Genomic DNA, 13,674 nt, shown 5'->3' on the forward strand with positions numbered 1-13,674 from the left:
CCGTTCAGTGCGGCGGCATATGACATGCCGGGAAGGCACGGAGAGCCTAACCCGGAGCCGCGTGAGGGTGCTGTGAGAGGGGCATCTCTCCCCGTGACGCCGACGAACCGGGAGGTTCCGCCGTGCACGGTTCCGCCACGTCCCTCACCACCTCCGTCTCCTCCTGGCTGCTGGTGCTGCTGTGCGCGGTGAGCGGTGCGTACTGCCTGCGGCGGGCGCGGGGTTCGGGCGGCGCCGCCGCCGGGGAGGCGGTGATGGGATTCGGGATGGCCCTGATGGCCGTGCCCCTCGGCGGGCGCGGTGAGGCGTGGCGGGCTCCCGTGCTGGGCGTGGTCTTCTGCGGCGCGGCCCTGCACGCCCTGTGGCTGCTGCGGGGCGGCTCCCACCACGCCCACCACCTGGTCGGCTCGCTGACGATGGTCTACATGGCCCTGATGACGGGGACCGGGTCCGGGCACGGGCAGCAGCACTCCCAGGCGGGTGGACCTGCCCTGCTGACGGGCGCGCTGCTCCTCTACTACGCCGGGTACGTGATGCTGGGCGGGGCCCGGCTGATCACCACGGGCGGCGCCGTCCCCCCGCCGTCGGCCGCCGGCCGGGGCGGACCCACCGAGCTCGTCCGCGCCTGCCGACTCGCCATGGGAATGGGCATGTTGGCCATGCTGCTCACGATGTGACGGCGCCGGCGGACGTGTCCTGCGTCACCAATGGCCCGAGGGCGTACCCGCAGGTAGTCCCGCGCTCATAGGCTGGCGGCCATGATGGTCCCCGCCGTTCTCCTGTTGCTCGGCGCCCTGACCGCGGTGCTCGCCCCCCGTCTGCTGGCCCGGGCCCGATGGCCCGAGCGTGAGCCGGTCGTCGCCCTGTGGGTGTGGCAGTGCGTGGTCGGCGCCGTGCTCCTGTGCCTCGGGCTGTCGATGCTGCTGAGCGCGGCGGCCGCCTGGCAGGCCGTCCGGGGCCGCTTGTTCGCCTCCGCCCCGCACGGGGTGGTCGACGCCTACGCCCTGGGCGCGGCCGGCGGGCCCTGGGCCGCTCTGACCGCGCTGGTGCTGGCGGGCGGCGGACTGTGGACCGGGGCCATGCTGACCGGTGAGGTGCTGCGGGCGCGGGCCCGACGCCGCGCACAGGGCAGCGAACTGCTGGTCAGGGCCCCGCTGCTGCCCGGGGAGGACCCGACGGGCGCGCGGCTCGTCGTCCTGGAGGGACCCCGGCCGGACGCCTGGTGGCTGCCGGGAGCGGCCCCGCAGCTGGTGGTCACGACGGCGGCGCTGGCCCGGCTGAAGGGCAGCCAGCTGGACGCCGTACTGGCGCACGAGCAGGGGCACGCGGCGGCCCGGCACGACTGGCTGCTGCACTGTTCGCGGGCGCTGGCCCGGGGTTTCCCGCAGGTGCCGGTCTTCGCGGCGTTCGAGGCGGAGATGCACCGCCTGGTGGAGATGGCCGCCGACGATGTGGCCTCCCGACGGTTCGGACGGCTGACGATCGCGCTGGCGCTGGTCGGACTCAACGAGGACCGGGGCGTGTTCGGGACCTCCTCGCCCGAGCACGCGCACGTGCCGCAGCGGGTGCGCAGGCTGCTGTCCGCGACACCCCGACTCTCCCCCGGCCGTCGGCTGCGGCTGACGGCACTGGCCACACTGGTCCCCGCGATCCCGCTGGTGGTGGCCTTCGTACCGGGGCTGAGCGCCCTGGCGTAAGAACGCGGGCGCCCGGCGCTGCCCGCCGCCCGTGGGCGCTCGACGGTGCGAGGATCGGGCCATGCGCAAAGATCCCCTGTGGTGGACGGGCATCGGCTGTGCGCTGCTCGCGGCGGTCCTGACGGCGCTCGTGGTGGCGGGGTGGCGACCGCTGCTCTCCTACGACGAGCGGGTCGCGCGGGAGCTGCACGCCCACGCCGTGACCCACCCCGCCGTCACACAGTTCATGCGGGTGCTCAGCGACTGGGTGTGGGACCCCTGGACCATGCGGGCGCTGGCGGCGGTCGCCTGCGTGGTGCTGTGGTGGCGGGGCGACCGGAGACGGGCGCTGCTGGTGGCCCTGGTGACCTTGATGGCGTCGGCGCTGCAGCAGGGGCTGAAGGTTCTGGTGGGGCGGGAGCGTCCGGTGTGGTCGGATCCGGTGGACTCGGCGCAGTACGCGGCCTACCCGTCCGGCCACGCCATGACGGCGACGGTGGTGTGCGGACTGCTCCTGTGGCTGCTCCCCCGCCCGGCTCCGGGCCGGGGGCCGGGTGCTCGCGTGGTGGCCGCCTGGACGGTGGCCGCGGTCTCGGTGCTCGGGGTCGGCTTCACCCGCGTGTACCTCGGGGTGCACTGGCCGTCGGACGTGCTGGCGGGCTGGCTGCTGGGAGTGGCCCTGGTGGCTCTGGCGACGTCCGTGCCCGTGCGCGAACGCGGATGCGACCCGGTGGAGCGGTGAGGGTACGGCGTGCCTGCCCTGGATGATCCCCCGTGTCACCCAGAGCAGGCGACCCCGTGCGCTGAGTATATTGGCCGGTAGCCAGTCAACGCAGGAGTAAGCATGTCCCCGCGCAGCGCATCGGTCAATGAAGAATTGCGCAGACGTTCCCGGGAGCGGCTGCTGCAATCCACGGTCGAACTCGTGGCCGAGTACGGCTACGAGGCCACGACGCTCGGCGACATCGCCGACCGGGCGGGCGCGGCACGCGGCCTGGTCTCGTACTACTTCCCGGGCAAACGGCAGTTGCTGCAGTCCGCGGTGCACCGGCTGATGCACCTCACCCTCCACGAAGCCCTGGAGCGGGAGCCCCGCAGCGAGTGCGGGCGCGAGCGGCTCGCGCGCGCCGTCGACGCGGTCCTGGGCTTGGCCCGGGACGAACCCCTGCTGATGCGCACGCACATGGCAGGCATCCTGACCGCCGAGGGCTTCGTGCAGTGTCCCGAGCAGCAGCGGCTGGCGGAGCTGCTGCGGGACACCGTGGTGCGGTACGGCTCGGCGGACCCGGACGCGGACTATCCGCTGCTGCGGGCCCTGTTGATGGGCGCGGTCGTGGCGATCCTGCTGCCCGGGGCCCCGATGCCGGCGCGCCGGCTGCGGGCGGAGCTGTTCCAGCGCTACGGGCTGGACTGGGAGCTCGGCGTTCCGCCGGACGGCGGGCCGCCCGGCGGAACGTTCCCCTCACAGGCCTGACACCCCAGGCGCTCCTGAGGTCAGTGGTAGTCGGGTTGGGTCTGCACGTTGAGCCGGTCCATGCGCACCCGTGCGGCGCCATCGGTGCGCCGGTCGTCGAGCCGCAGCACGTCGAGGCCCTTGACGATGTCGTTCGAGTAGATGTGCCCGTTGTAGTAGTACGCCGACCAGGACCCGCCGAGTCCGAGCTGGTCCGTCGTCAGCGGCCCGCGTTCGAAGTACGCGATCTCCCTCGGCCGGGTGGAGTCGGTGAAGTCCCATACCGAGACGCCGCCCTGGTACCAGGCCTGCACCATGATGTCGCGGCCGCCGCCGACCGGGACCAGCGAACCGTTGTGCGCCACGCAGTTCTCGGTGTCGGCCTGGTGCCGCGGGATCTTGAAGTAGCCGCGGAAGACGAGTTTGCGCTGGTCCCCACGGCCGGTGATGTCGTAGATGCCGTCGGCGCCGCGGTCGGGACCGGTGGCCTCGTTGCAGGTGGCGCCGCCACCGCCACCGAGTTCGTCGGTGAACACCACCTTGTTCGCACGCTCGTTGAAGGTGGCCGAGTGCCAGAACGCGAAGTTCACGTTGTCCTGGACCCGGTCGATGACCCGCGGCTGCTCGGGCCTGCTGATGTCGAAGAGGATGCCGTCACCCATGCAGGCGCCGGCGGCCAGGTTCTTCGACGGCAGCACGGTGATGTCGTGGCAGCCGGTGGTCTTGGAGACGCCGGGGTTGGTGGGCGCGCCCGGGTTGCCGCCGTCGGGGAAGAGGACCGGGAAGGCGACGACCGCTGCCTTCGTCGGCGCCTTCTTCGGGACCTTGACGACCGAGATGCCGTCGTGCGGCGGCTTGCAGTCGGGGAAGGCCTCGTTCGGGGAGTACGAGGCGACGTAGAGGTAGAGGTCGCGGTCGCCCGGCACCAAGGTGTGGGTGTGCGAACCGCAGGCCGTCTCCACGGACTTGATGTACCTGGGGTTCTTCTTGTCCTTGATGTCGAAGATCTTGATGCCCTCCCACGAGGACTTCTCCGTGGCGGGCTGCGAGACGCTGTTGCAGGTGTCGTCGCTGCGCGAGGAGTCGGTGGAGAGGAAGAGCAGGTCGCCGTGGACGGAGATGTCGTTCTGGCCGCCGGGGCAGAGCACCTGGGTGACGGTCTTCGGCGCCTTCGGGTTCGCGATGTCGTAGATGGTGAAGCCGCTGTAATTGCCCGCGTAGGCGTACCTGCCCTGGAAGGCCAGGTCGGTGTTGATCCCCGTGGGGTCGGTGCTGGGGATGTTGGCCAGGGGCTTGACGTTGGCGCTGTGCACGATCTCGTCCTGGCCGGGGATGTCGCCCGGGGCGAGCTCCCGGCCCTCGGTGAGGCCCGCATCGTGCTGATGCGCACCGCCGGGTGCCAGGTCGCCCGGGTCGGGGGTGGCGGCCGCCGGTCCGGCCGCCAGGAGCGTGGCGAGGAGTCCGGCCGCCGCGACGGCCGCCCCCACCCTCCCGTTCCGTAATCGCCTGCTGTGGAGCGAGGTCACTGTGCCCTCCCTTGAGAGCCCGATCGGTTCCGCCCGTGAGGGAGCGGAACCAGGACCCCGGCAGTATCTTCCCTTCATGGACATGGCAAAAGCCCACAGGGTCCGGGTCCGCAGGGTGTTATCGGCGCGGCCCCGACGGTTCGCCGTGGCGGTCGCGACCGCGACCGCGGCCCTCCTGCTGACGCTCCCCGGCTGCCAGGCGGACGAAGGATCGGACCGCGCCACGATCGTCGCCCCGGGCGGGCCGGGCGAGAAGGCCCGCCGCCTGACCCCCGAGGAGGCCGCGAAGGCGAAACCCGACGACAGTCCGAACGCCGCCGACCGCACCTACGTGTCACACATGATCGAACACCACCGGCAGGCGCTCACGATGAGCGCGCTGGCACCGGATCGAGCCGCCGCGGACGGGGTCAAACGGCTGGCGGAGCGGATCGCGGCGGCCCAGAAGCCCGAAATCGGCGCGATGGAGAAGTGGTTGGTCCGCCACCCCGCCACGACCGCGGACCCGGCCCCTGCCCCCGCCGCTCCCGGGGCGCCGGCGGCGGGCCATGACCACGGCGGGATGCCGGGAATGGCGACCGAGCAGCAGCTGAGCGAGCTCACCGCGGCCACAGGGGCCGAGTTCGACCGGCTCTTCCTGAAGCTGATGACCGCCCACCACGAGGGCGCCGTGAAGATGGCCGGCGAGGCGCTGGCGGGCGGGAACAACGTGGCCGTGGAGGAGATGGCCACCGAGGTGGTGGCCACCCAGAGCGCCGAGATCCACCGGATGCGCGCGATGGGCTGACTCCGCGAGGGGCCGGTGTCATGCTGGGACCACCTGCGGGAGGAGCTCCGCCGTGCTTCGTGTCGCCGTCGTCGGATCGGGCCCCAGCGGGGTCTACGCGGCCCAGACGCTGGTGCAGCAGCGCGAGGTGCCCGGGGTACGGGTGGACGTGCTGGACCGGCTCCCCGCCCCCTACGGACTCGTCCGCTACGGGGTCGCCCCGGACCACGAGAAGATCAAGTCGCTCCAGGGCAGCCTGCGCACCGTGCTGGAGGACGAGCGGATCCGCTTCCTCGGCAACGTCGAGGTCGGCGGGGAGGCGCTGCCCACCGACCGGCTGCTGGAGCTGTACCACGCGGTGGTGTACTGCGTGGGCGCGGCCCGGGACCGGATGCTGGGGATCCCCGGCGAGGAGCTGACCGGGGTGCACTCCGCCACGGCCTTCGTGTCCTGGTACAGCGGGCACCCGGACGCCGCCGCCGAGGCGTTCGACCTGCCCGGCGTGGACGCGGCGGTGGTGGTCGGGGCCGGCAACGTCGCGGTGGACGTGACACGGATCCTGGCCCGGGGCGCGGCCGAACTGGCCCCTACGGACATGCCGCAGCCGGCGCTCGGCGCGCTCGCGGAGAGCGGGGTGCGCGCGGTGTCGATGGTCGCCCGGCGCGGTCCCTCGCAGGGTCGGTTCACCACCAAGGAGCTCCGCGAACTGGGCACGCTGCCGGAGGTGGACATCCGGGCCGATCCGGCCGAACTGGCCCTCGACCCCGTCTACGCCGACCCGGTGGCGGCCGCCGCCCTGCCGGCGGTGGCCCGGCGGAACCTGGAGGTGCTCCGCGGCTGGGCGCAGGCGGATCCGGGCGGGCAGCCGCGCCACATCGCGCTGCGGTTCTACCTGCGCCCGGTGGAGATCCTGGGCGGGCCGGACGGTCGGGTCACCGGGATGCGCTTCGAGCGCACCGCCCCGGACGGCCGGGGCGGGGTGACCGGGACGGGCGGGTACGAGGACATCGCGGCGCAGTTGGTGCTGCGCTCGGTGGGGTACCAGGGCGTTCCGCTCGCCGGGCTGCCCTTCGATCCCGCGAAGGGTACGGTCCCGCACGCGGCGGGCCGGGTGCTGCGCGCGGGCCGGGCCTCGGTCGGCGAGTACGTGGCGGGCTGGATCAAGCGCGGCCCGACCGGGGTGATCGGTACGAACCGGCCCTGCGCCAAGGAGACCGTGTCCGCACTGCTCCAGGACGCGGGGACACTGGTCCGGCGCGACCTCCCGGGAGATCCGCTGGACTCCCTGCGGGCGGCGGGTCTGCGCCCGGTCCGGTGGCCGGGCTGGCTGGCCATCGAGGCGGCCGAGGCCGATCTGGGGCGCTCCTTGGGCCGACGCTCCGTCAAGATTCCCGACTGGCCCGGCCTCTTGGACGCGGCGGGCTCGGGCCCGGCGTAGTCCGTCTCTCGCCGATCACGCCGGGCTCGCCGCGGGGGCCGGCCCCGGACGTGCTTCCGGGTGGTCGTCCGGCCGGAAGGGGCCCCTGCGGGAGTGTCGCCGTGCCGCCCCGTGCGCGCGGGCCGATCATGTCGCTGGATCGAAGCCCCGGAGCAGCGTGCGGATGGAGTGTCATGGCAGCGAACGGATTCTTCCGGTGGGCGGCCGGGTGGCGGCCCTGGATCCTCGGGACGGTGGCGGCGGCTCTGCTGGTCCCGACGCCCTCGTACGCCGCGGCGGCCGGGGCGGGCGCGGACGTCCGGAGCCGGCCGGGCATCGAGAGCCAGGTCGCCGGGGGCGCCGCCCGCTGCCCGGACCACACCGGGGCCGACCGCCAGGGGTGGTGCCCCCCACCCCGGTGCGATGGCGGGCCTCCCGGCTGCGCGGGCCCGGGTGAGCCCCTCGGCGACGTCACGGTGATCAAGGAGGACGCGCTGACCGGCGCCCGCCTGTCCGGCGCCGAGTTCCAGCTCTGGGTGGAGGCCAACGGCATCCCGGGACTGCAGACCACCGGCCTCGACCCGGACGTCGCGATCGGCGACCCCTGCACCACCGCGACCGACGGCACCTGCACCCGCGCGGTGGTGACCGGCCTCTACTACTGGCAGGAGACCCAGGCCCCGCCCGGCCACGACCTGCCCGTGGACCCGGTGTTCGGCCCGCTGCTGCTCACCGAGGGCAACATCTCCGACGGCGTGACGGTGATCGCCGAGAACAGCCTGACACCCGTGTCCACCCGGTGAGGTGGCTCGATCCGCTCAGGCCGTGAGTCGGGCCGCCTCGGCGGCGGCCGCCGCCAGGACGCTGTCGAGGAGGCCGGGGAAGAGCTCCTGGAGTTCCTCCCGGCGCAGGGCGTTGAGCTTGGCGGTGCCACGGTAGGCCTGGCGTACGACGCCGCTCTCGCGCAGGACGCGGAAGTGGTGGGTGGTCGTGGACTTGGTGACCGGCAGGTCGAAGTACGAGCAGGCCAGGTCCTCGGCCGAGGCGGCCAGGTCCAGGACGATGGACAGCCGGACCGGATCGGAGAGCGCGTGCAGCACGCCCTCCAGGCGGATCTCGCCCGCCTCGGGGTGGACGAGGGTGCGGGAGGGGTCCCGTTCCGTCATGTCCCTGCTCCACTCGCTCGGTCGGTGTGTTCCGGATGCCGCGGGCCCCATGGTACGAGAGTCGTCGAAGAAGGCGGGCCGGTCGGGGAAACCGGCGGTACGGCTCCGGGGCGGGGCCGCCGGAGCCGTACCCGCGTCACCAGGAGCGGTGGTACTGCTCGGGCGTACGGAGCTCTCCGCCCAGCTCCTTGGCCGCGCGGCGGGCCCAGAACGGGTCGCGCAGGAGTTCCCGGCCCAGCAGGACGGCGTCGGCCTCCCCGTTGGCGAGGACCTTCTCGGCCTGCTCCGGTTCGGTGATCAGGCCGACGGCGGCCACGGGGAGGGCGGTGCCGGCCTTGACCCGCGCCGCGAAGGGAACCTGGTAGCCGGGGCCGACGGGGATCACGGCGTGCGGGGCGAGGCCGCCGGTCGAGACGTCGAGCAGGTCCACGCCGTGTTCGAGCAGCAGGTCGGCCAGCCGGACCGTCTCGTCCGCGGTCCAACCCTCCTCCTCCAGCCAGTCGGTGGCGGAGATCCGGAAGAAGAGGGGGAGCTCCTCGGGCCACACCGCCCGGACGGCGTCCACGACTTCGAGGGCGAAGCGGGTGCGGTTGTCGAAGGAGCCGCCGTACTCGTCGGTGCGCTTGTTGCTGTACGGGGAGAGGAACTCACCGATCAGGTAGCCGTGGGCGCCGTGGATCTCGACGACCTCGTACCCCGCGGCCAGCGAGCGCTCGGCGGCGACCGCGAACTGGCCGGTGATCTCCCGGATCTCCTCGACCGTCAGCTCGTGCGGTACCGGGTAACCCTCGGCGAACGGCACGGCGCTCGGCGCGACCGGCTGCCAGCCGTGCGCCTCGGACCCGACCGGGCGCCCGCCCTTCCAGGTCCGGTCGGTCGATGCCTTGCGTCCGGCATGAGCGAGCTGGATCGCGGGGACGGCGCCCTGGGACCTGACGAAGGAGGTGATCCGGCGCAGCGCCTCGACCTGGGTGTCGTTCCAGATGCCGAGGTCGTAGGGCGAGATCCGACCCTCCGGGGAGACGGCGGTGGCCTCCTGGACGATCAGGCCCGTACCGCCGGTGGCGCGGGCGGCGTAGTGCGCGAAGTGCCAGTCGCCGGCCACGCCCGCGTTCGGTCCGAACGCCTCGGCGCTGTACTGGCACATCGGGGCCATCCACACCCGGTTCGGGATGGTGACGGAGCGGAGCGTGTAGGGCGCGAACAGGGCGGCGAAGGCGGCGGGGGCAGCACTCATCAGGCTCTCCAGATACGACCGGGCATGCCGGGGATCGGTCAAGTACGAGAGTCACCGTACTACGGATTCCCTCGTACTACGAGACCTCTCGTACAAGCTCGTCGAGTTCCGCGCGCAACGCCCCGGTCAGGGCCGCCAGATCCGGCACGGCGCCCGCGTCGGCGACCAGCCCGTAGTGGACCGTCCCCTTGTACGTGGAGACCGCGACGGCCAGCGACTGTCCTCGGGCCAGTGGGGCGAGCGGGTAGACCTCGCCGACCGGGCTGCCGCCGAGGGTGAAGGTGAAGCTCGGCAGCGGCACGCTGGTGACCAGGATGTCGAAGAGCAGCCGGGCGGCCTGGGCCACGAGCGGGCCGCCGAGCCGATGGCCGAGCGGGTGGACGTGGTCGGCGAGCAGGGCGACGGCCCCGGCGCCGCGCGCGGGTCCGGCGTCCTTGTTGCGGTCCATGGCGGCGCGCACGCTGTCCAGGCGGCGCAGCGGATCGGCTTCGGCGAGCGGGAGCCGGAGCAGATAGCCGGAGAGCCGGTTGCCCGCGCCTCCCGACCCTCCGGGCCCGCGGCGGCGGGACACCGGGATCAGCGCTCGTGGGCCCGCGCCCCAGGGCTCGGGATCGCCCCGCTCCGCCAGCCAGCGCCGCAGCGCTCCCGCGACCAGGGCGATGAGCACGTCGTTGACGGTGCCGCCGGCGCCCTTGCGGACGAGGTTGACCTCGTCCAGGTCGAGCGCGAGACAGGCGACCGCACGGGCGCCCGAGCCGGTGGGGTCCGCGGTGAGGGCCGTCGGCACCCCGAGCGGCAGTCCGGCGCGGGCCACGGCGGCCCCGATCTCCAAGGCCTGGCCGACGTCCTGGACCCGGGCCGCCAAGGCCGCGGGGAGCCGGCGCAGGACGGAGCCGCCCCGCTGCTCGGGGACCGGGCGCACGGGCGGCCGTGGGGCCGTCGCCTCGTCGAACAGCGTGGCCGCGAGGGCCAGCGCGCCCAGGCCGTCGGCGAGGGCGTGGTGGAACTTGAAGAGGACCGCGAAGGAGTCCGGATCGGGTCCGGCCAGTACGTGCGCCTCCCACGGCGGCAGCGTCCGGTCCAGCGGCCGGGCCATCAGCGGTCCGGCGGCGGCGTGCGGAACGCTCTCGTCGGTACGGACGAGGAACACGTGCCGGGCCGGGTCGAAGCCGGGGTCGGGCGACCAGGCGGCCGCCCCGACGGGCAGCAGCACGTCGCGGATCCGGCGGCGCAGGCGGGGCACGGCCACGCACCGGTCGGTGAGCAGGCGGGCGGCCCGTTCCGCGGCGCCGGGTCCGGCGGCACGGAAGACGGCGAGGGCCCCCAGGTGCATGGGGTGGTCGGCGGATTCGATCCGCCAGAAGGCGAGGTCGAGCGGGGACAGGTGCTCGGTGGCCACATACGTCCTCTCGCGTGCGGCGGCAGTGACCTGAAGTCAATCCATTACGGACACCTACATGCAAGTAGCAATCATTTCGAGGCGGTAAACGATCGGTATTGATCTGCTCATCAGCAGCCCCGCACCGTCCGCCGGGTCACTGTCACCGGGTGGGTGCAGACTGGCCGAAAACATACTCCGCAAGGAACGCCCATGGAGGGCGACGAGGCCCGGAGGTGCCGGCCATGTCCGACGCAGTGCTGCTCGTGGGAACCCGCAAGGGACTTTTCGTCGGACGTCGCCGGGGCGCGGCGCCCTGGGAGTTCGACGGACCCCAGTTCAACGCCCAGGCCGTCTACGCGGTCGCCGTGGACCGACGGGGACCGGTACCCCGACTGCTGGTCGGCGGGGACAGCGCCCACTGGGGCCCGTCCGTCTTCAGCTCCGACGACCTCGGGGCGACCTGGCGGGAGCCCGCCGCACCCGCCGTGAAGTTCCCGAAGGACACCGGGGCCTCCCTGGAACGGGTCTGGCAGCTGCAGCCGGCCGGCCCGGAGGCCCCCGACGTCGTGTACGCGGGGACGGAACCGGCCGCGCTGTTCCGCTCGACCGACCGGGGCGACTCCTTCGAGCTGGTCCGCCCGCTGTGGGAGCACCCGAGCCGCGACAAGTGGGTACCGGGCGGCGGGGGCGAGGGCCTGCACACGGTGATCACCGACCCCCGCGACCCGGACGCGGTGACGGTGGCCGTCTCCACCGCCGGCGTGTTCCGCACCACGGACGGCGGGGCCAGCTGGAACCCGTCCAACCAGGGGGTCTCGGCGGTGTTCCTGCCGGACCCGAACCCCGAGTTCGGCCAGTGCGTGCACAAGATCGCCCAGGACGCCGGGGACACCGACCGGCTCTACCTGCAGAACCACTGGGGCGTCTACCGCAGCGACGACGCGGGCGGCCGGTGGACCGACATCGGCGGCGGCCTCCCCTCCGACTTCGGCTTCGCGGTCGCGGCCCATCCGCACCGCCCGGACACCGCCTACGTCTTCCCGCTCAACGCGGACTCCGACCGGGTCCCGGCCGAGCACCGGTGCCGGGTCTTCCGTACCCGGGACGCGGGCGCCACCTGGGAGCCGCTGGCCCGCGGACTCCCCGCCGGCGACCACTACGGCACGGTGCTGCGCGACGCGCTGTGCACGGACGACGCGGACCCGGCGGGCATCTACTTCGGCAACCGCAACGGCGAGGTGTACGCCAGCCACGACGACGGCGAGAGCTGGCAACTCCTCGCCGAGCACCTCCCCGACGTCCTGTGCGTGCGGGCGGCCACGTTCGGCCAGTAGAGTGATCCACCGTGGCAGCACGACCGTTGAACGAGATCGTCGAGCCGGGCTGGGCCCGTGCTCTGGAGCCGGTGGCGGGGCAGATCGCCGCCATGGGCGACTTCCTGCGCGCCGAGATCGCGGCGGGGAGGACGTACGTACCGGCCGGGGCCAATGTGCTGCGCGCCTTCCAACAGCCCTTCGACGAGGTCAAGGTGCTGATCGTCGGGCAGGACCCCTACCCCACACCGGGGCACGCGGTGGGACTGTCCTTCTCGGTGGCACCCGACGTACGGCCGGTGCCACCGAGCCTCGACAACATCTTCCTGGAGATGCACCGGGACATCGGCACCGGCCGCCCGGCGAACGGCGACCTCACCCCGTGGACCCGGCAGGGCGTCCTGCTGCTGAACAGGTCGCTCACGACCGCGCCCCGGCGCTCCAACGCGCACCAGGGCAAGGGCTGGGAGGCCGTCACCGACCAGGCCATCCGGGCCCTGGCCGCACGCGGCAAGCCGCTGGTCTCCATCCTCTGGGGACGGGCGGCCCGCAACCTGCGGCCGCTGCTCGGCGAACTGCCCGTGGTGGAGTCCTCGCACCCCTCCCCCAAGTCCGCCGACTACGGGTTCTTCGGCTCCCGGCCGTTCAGCCGGACGAACGAGCTGCTGGTGGGGCTGGGCTCACAGGCTGTGGACTGGCGCTTGCCGTCAGTCAGTTGAACGTATCTGATATTCACCGGATAAATACGGACAGATGCCTCGCGAGAAGGCCCTGCCCGAACACCTTGTTCCGATAAGCCAGTAGCATGCGGCGCCATGAGCTCCCCCACTGGGCCCGCAAATGGCCTGCCCGTACGAATGCCGCGACCCCGCCAGACCGGACGGCACCGCCGGCCCGAGCCCGCGGTGGCGCCCGAGGGCGCGCCCGCGCTGGTGCTCGCCGTGCCCGGTGCCCCCTCGGCCGCCTCGCGAGGGCTGGCGGAAGAGATCATCAGCATCGGCCGCTCCGAGCTGCCGGGCCTCGACGCCCGCATCGGCTTCCTCGAAGGTGACGACGCCACCGAGTTCCCGTCCCTGTCCGGCGTGCTGTCCGCCGTCGCGACCGAGCGTGTCGCGCGCGCGGAGTTCGCCCGCGCGGCCGGCCACGAGGTGCCCGCGCCGACCGGCCCGGACGCCGTGGTCGTACCGCTGCTCGCCGGCCCCGACAGCGATCTGCTCCGCCGGATGCGCCAAGCGCTGATGGACTCCTCCGCCGCCGCCGAGCTGGCCGACGTGCTCGGCCCGCACCCGCTGCTCGCCGAGGGCCTGCACGTGCGCCTGTCCGAGGCGGGCCTGGCCCGCGCCGACCGCGCCCGGCTCTTCACCGTGACCACCGCCGCCGACGGCATCGTCCTGGCGACCACCGGTGGCGAGGAGGCCGTACAGGCCGCCGGGATCACCGGCATGCTGCTGGCCGCCCGACTCGCCGTGCCCGTCAAGGCCGCCGCGCTCGACCAGGAGGGCTCGGTGGCCGCGGTCGCCGAGCAGCTGCGCCGCGAGGGCTCCACGCTGCTCGCGCTCGCCCCGTACCTGATCGGCCCGGAGGCCGCCGACGGGCTGCTCGACACCGCCTGCAAGGAGGCCGACTGCGCCACGGCCGAGGTGCTCGGCGCCTACGGCGCGCTCGGCAAGCTGGCCGTCGCGCAGTACGCCGCCGCTCTCGGGATCGCCCAGGACGCCGCCGCGCACTGACCCACCCGT

14 protein-coding genes are annotated in these 13,674 nt (G+C 73.4%); 10 read left to right on the forward strand and 4 right to left on the reverse strand.

Annotated elements, in window-relative coordinates:
• The first annotated feature begins 122 nt into the window (after positions 1-122).
• From BCL76_RS17455 to BCL76_RS17470, 4 genes are all read left to right on the forward strand, one after another.
• The gene (locus BCL76_RS17455; protein WP_109780422.1) at positions 123-677 is read left to right on the forward strand and encodes a DUF5134 domain-containing protein; all 555 of its coding nucleotides are present in this window, start codon (positions 123-125) and stop codon (positions 675-677) included.
• A gap of 81 nt (positions 678-758) precedes the next feature.
• A complete protein-coding gene (locus BCL76_RS17460; protein WP_109780423.1) occupies positions 759-1,697 on the forward strand; it encodes a M56 family metallopeptidase in 939 nt (312 codons plus the stop codon).
• A 61-nt stretch (positions 1,698-1,758) separates the two neighbouring features.
• Entirely contained in the window at positions 1,759-2,418 is a 660-nt protein-coding gene (locus tag BCL76_RS17465) for a phosphatase PAP2 family protein (RefSeq protein WP_109780424.1), read from the forward strand.
• A 102-nt stretch (positions 2,419-2,520) separates the two neighbouring features.
• The gene (locus BCL76_RS17470; RefSeq protein ID WP_109780425.1) at positions 2,521-3,150 is read left to right on the forward strand and encodes a TetR/AcrR family transcriptional regulator; all 630 of its coding nucleotides are present in this window, start codon (positions 2,521-2,523) and stop codon (positions 3,148-3,150) included.
• A gap of 20 nt (positions 3,151-3,170) precedes the next feature.
• Here the strand turns inward: BCL76_RS17470 and BCL76_RS17475 are convergent, their stop codons facing one another.
• The gene (locus BCL76_RS17475) at positions 3,171-4,655 is read right to left on the reverse strand and encodes an LVIVD repeat-containing protein (protein WP_109780426.1); all 1,485 of its coding nucleotides are present in this window, start codon (positions 4,653-4,655) and stop codon (positions 3,171-3,173) included.
• Positions 4,656-4,737: 82 nt separating this feature from the next.
• On the opposite strand from BCL76_RS17475, the gene BCL76_RS17480 reads away from it, so the two are divergent.
• The 3 genes from BCL76_RS17480 to BCL76_RS17490 all read left to right on the forward strand — a co-directional run bounded on the left by BCL76_RS17480 (position 4,738) and on the right by BCL76_RS17490 (position 7,641).
• Positions 4,738-5,442: a DUF305 domain-containing protein gene (locus BCL76_RS17480; RefSeq protein ID WP_109780685.1), complete on the forward strand. Its 705-nt coding sequence runs from the start codon at positions 4,738-4,740 to the stop codon at positions 5,440-5,442.
• Between the two features lie 52 nt (positions 5,443-5,494).
• Positions 5,495-6,859: an FAD-dependent oxidoreductase gene (locus BCL76_RS17485; protein WP_109780427.1), complete on the forward strand. Its 1,365-nt coding sequence runs from the start codon at positions 5,495-5,497 to the stop codon at positions 6,857-6,859.
• A 173-nt stretch (positions 6,860-7,032) separates the two neighbouring features.
• The gene (locus tag BCL76_RS17490) at positions 7,033-7,641 is read left to right on the forward strand and encodes a prealbumin-like fold domain-containing protein (RefSeq protein WP_109780428.1); all 609 of its coding nucleotides are present in this window, start codon (positions 7,033-7,035) and stop codon (positions 7,639-7,641) included.
• A 15-nt stretch (positions 7,642-7,656) separates the two neighbouring features.
• Here the strand turns inward: BCL76_RS17490 and BCL76_RS17495 are convergent, their stop codons facing one another.
• The 3 genes from BCL76_RS17495 to BCL76_RS17505 form a co-directional block, all read right to left on the reverse strand.
• A complete protein-coding gene (locus tag BCL76_RS17495) occupies positions 7,657-8,004 on the reverse strand; it encodes an ArsR/SmtB family transcription factor (protein WP_109780429.1) in 348 nt (115 codons plus the stop codon).
• Positions 8,005-8,140: 136 nt separating this feature from the next.
• Complete coding sequence (locus tag BCL76_RS17500) at positions 8,141-9,241, reverse strand: NADH:flavin oxidoreductase/NADH oxidase (RefSeq protein WP_109780430.1); 1,101 nt, start codon at positions 9,239-9,241, stop codon at positions 8,141-8,143.
• A gap of 76 nt (positions 9,242-9,317) precedes the next feature.
• Positions 9,318-10,640 (reverse strand): wax ester/triacylglycerol synthase family O-acyltransferase, encoded by a 1,323-nt coding sequence (locus tag BCL76_RS17505; RefSeq protein WP_109780431.1) that lies wholly within the window; start codon positions 10,638-10,640, stop codon positions 9,318-9,320.
• A gap of 224 nt (positions 10,641-10,864) precedes the next feature.
• On the opposite strand from BCL76_RS17505, the gene BCL76_RS17510 reads away from it, so the two are divergent.
• The 3 genes from BCL76_RS17510 to BCL76_RS17520 all read left to right on the forward strand — a co-directional run bounded on the left by BCL76_RS17510 (position 10,865) and on the right by BCL76_RS17520 (position 13,665).
• Positions 10,865-11,956 carry a WD40/YVTN/BNR-like repeat-containing protein gene (locus BCL76_RS17510; protein WP_109780686.1) on the forward strand — a complete coding sequence of 364 codons (1,092 nt, stop codon included), beginning with the start codon at positions 10,865-10,867 and terminating at the stop codon, positions 11,954-11,956.
• An 11-nt stretch (positions 11,957-11,967) separates the two neighbouring features.
• Entirely contained in the window at positions 11,968-12,654 is a 687-nt protein-coding gene (locus BCL76_RS17515) for a uracil-DNA glycosylase (protein WP_030762111.1), read from the forward strand.
• 96 nt (positions 12,655-12,750) lie between these two features.
• Positions 12,751-13,665, forward strand: a complete 915-nt coding sequence (locus BCL76_RS17520) for a sirohydrochlorin chelatase (RefSeq protein ID WP_078913245.1) — start codon at positions 12,751-12,753, stop codon at positions 13,663-13,665.
• Positions 13,666-13,674 lie beyond the last annotated feature (9 nt).

Source organism: Streptomyces sp. CG 926 (genome assembly GCF_003148825.1).
Taxonomy (GTDB): Bacteria; Actinomycetota; Actinomycetes; order Streptomycetales; family Streptomycetaceae; genus Streptomyces.

Excerpts from the sequence above, each read along its gene's own strand:
- BCL76_RS17460 (WP_109780423.1), top strand. The coding sequence starts at position 759 with ATGATGGTCCCCGCCGTTCTCCTGTTGCTCGGCGCCCTGACCGCGGTG.
- BCL76_RS17465 (WP_109780424.1), top strand. The coding sequence starts at position 1,759 with ATGCGCAAAGATCCCCTGTGGTGGACGGGCATCGGCTGTGCGCTGCTC.
- BCL76_RS17470 (WP_109780425.1), top strand. The coding sequence starts at position 2,521 with ATGTCCCCGCGCAGCGCATCGGTCAATGAAGAATTGCGCAGACGTTCC.
- BCL76_RS17480 (WP_109780685.1), top strand. The coding sequence starts at position 4,738 with ATGGCAAAAGCCCACAGGGTCCGGGTCCGCAGGGTGTTATCGGCGCGG.
- BCL76_RS17490 (WP_109780428.1), top strand. The coding sequence starts at position 7,033 with ATGGCAGCGAACGGATTCTTCCGGTGGGCGGCCGGGTGGCGGCCCTGG.
- BCL76_RS17495 (WP_109780429.1), bottom strand. The coding sequence starts at position 8,004 with ATGACGGAACGGGACCCCTCCCGCACCCTCGTCCACCCCGAGGCGGGC.
- BCL76_RS17500 (WP_109780430.1), bottom strand. The coding sequence starts at position 9,241 with ATGAGTGCTGCCCCCGCCGCCTTCGCCGCCCTGTTCGCGCCCTACACG.
- BCL76_RS17510 (WP_109780686.1), top strand. The coding sequence starts at position 10,865 with ATGTCCGACGCAGTGCTGCTCGTGGGAACCCGCAAGGGACTTTTCGTC.
- BCL76_RS17520 (WP_078913245.1), top strand. The coding sequence starts at position 12,751 with ATGAGCTCCCCCACTGGGCCCGCAAATGGCCTGCCCGTACGAATGCCG.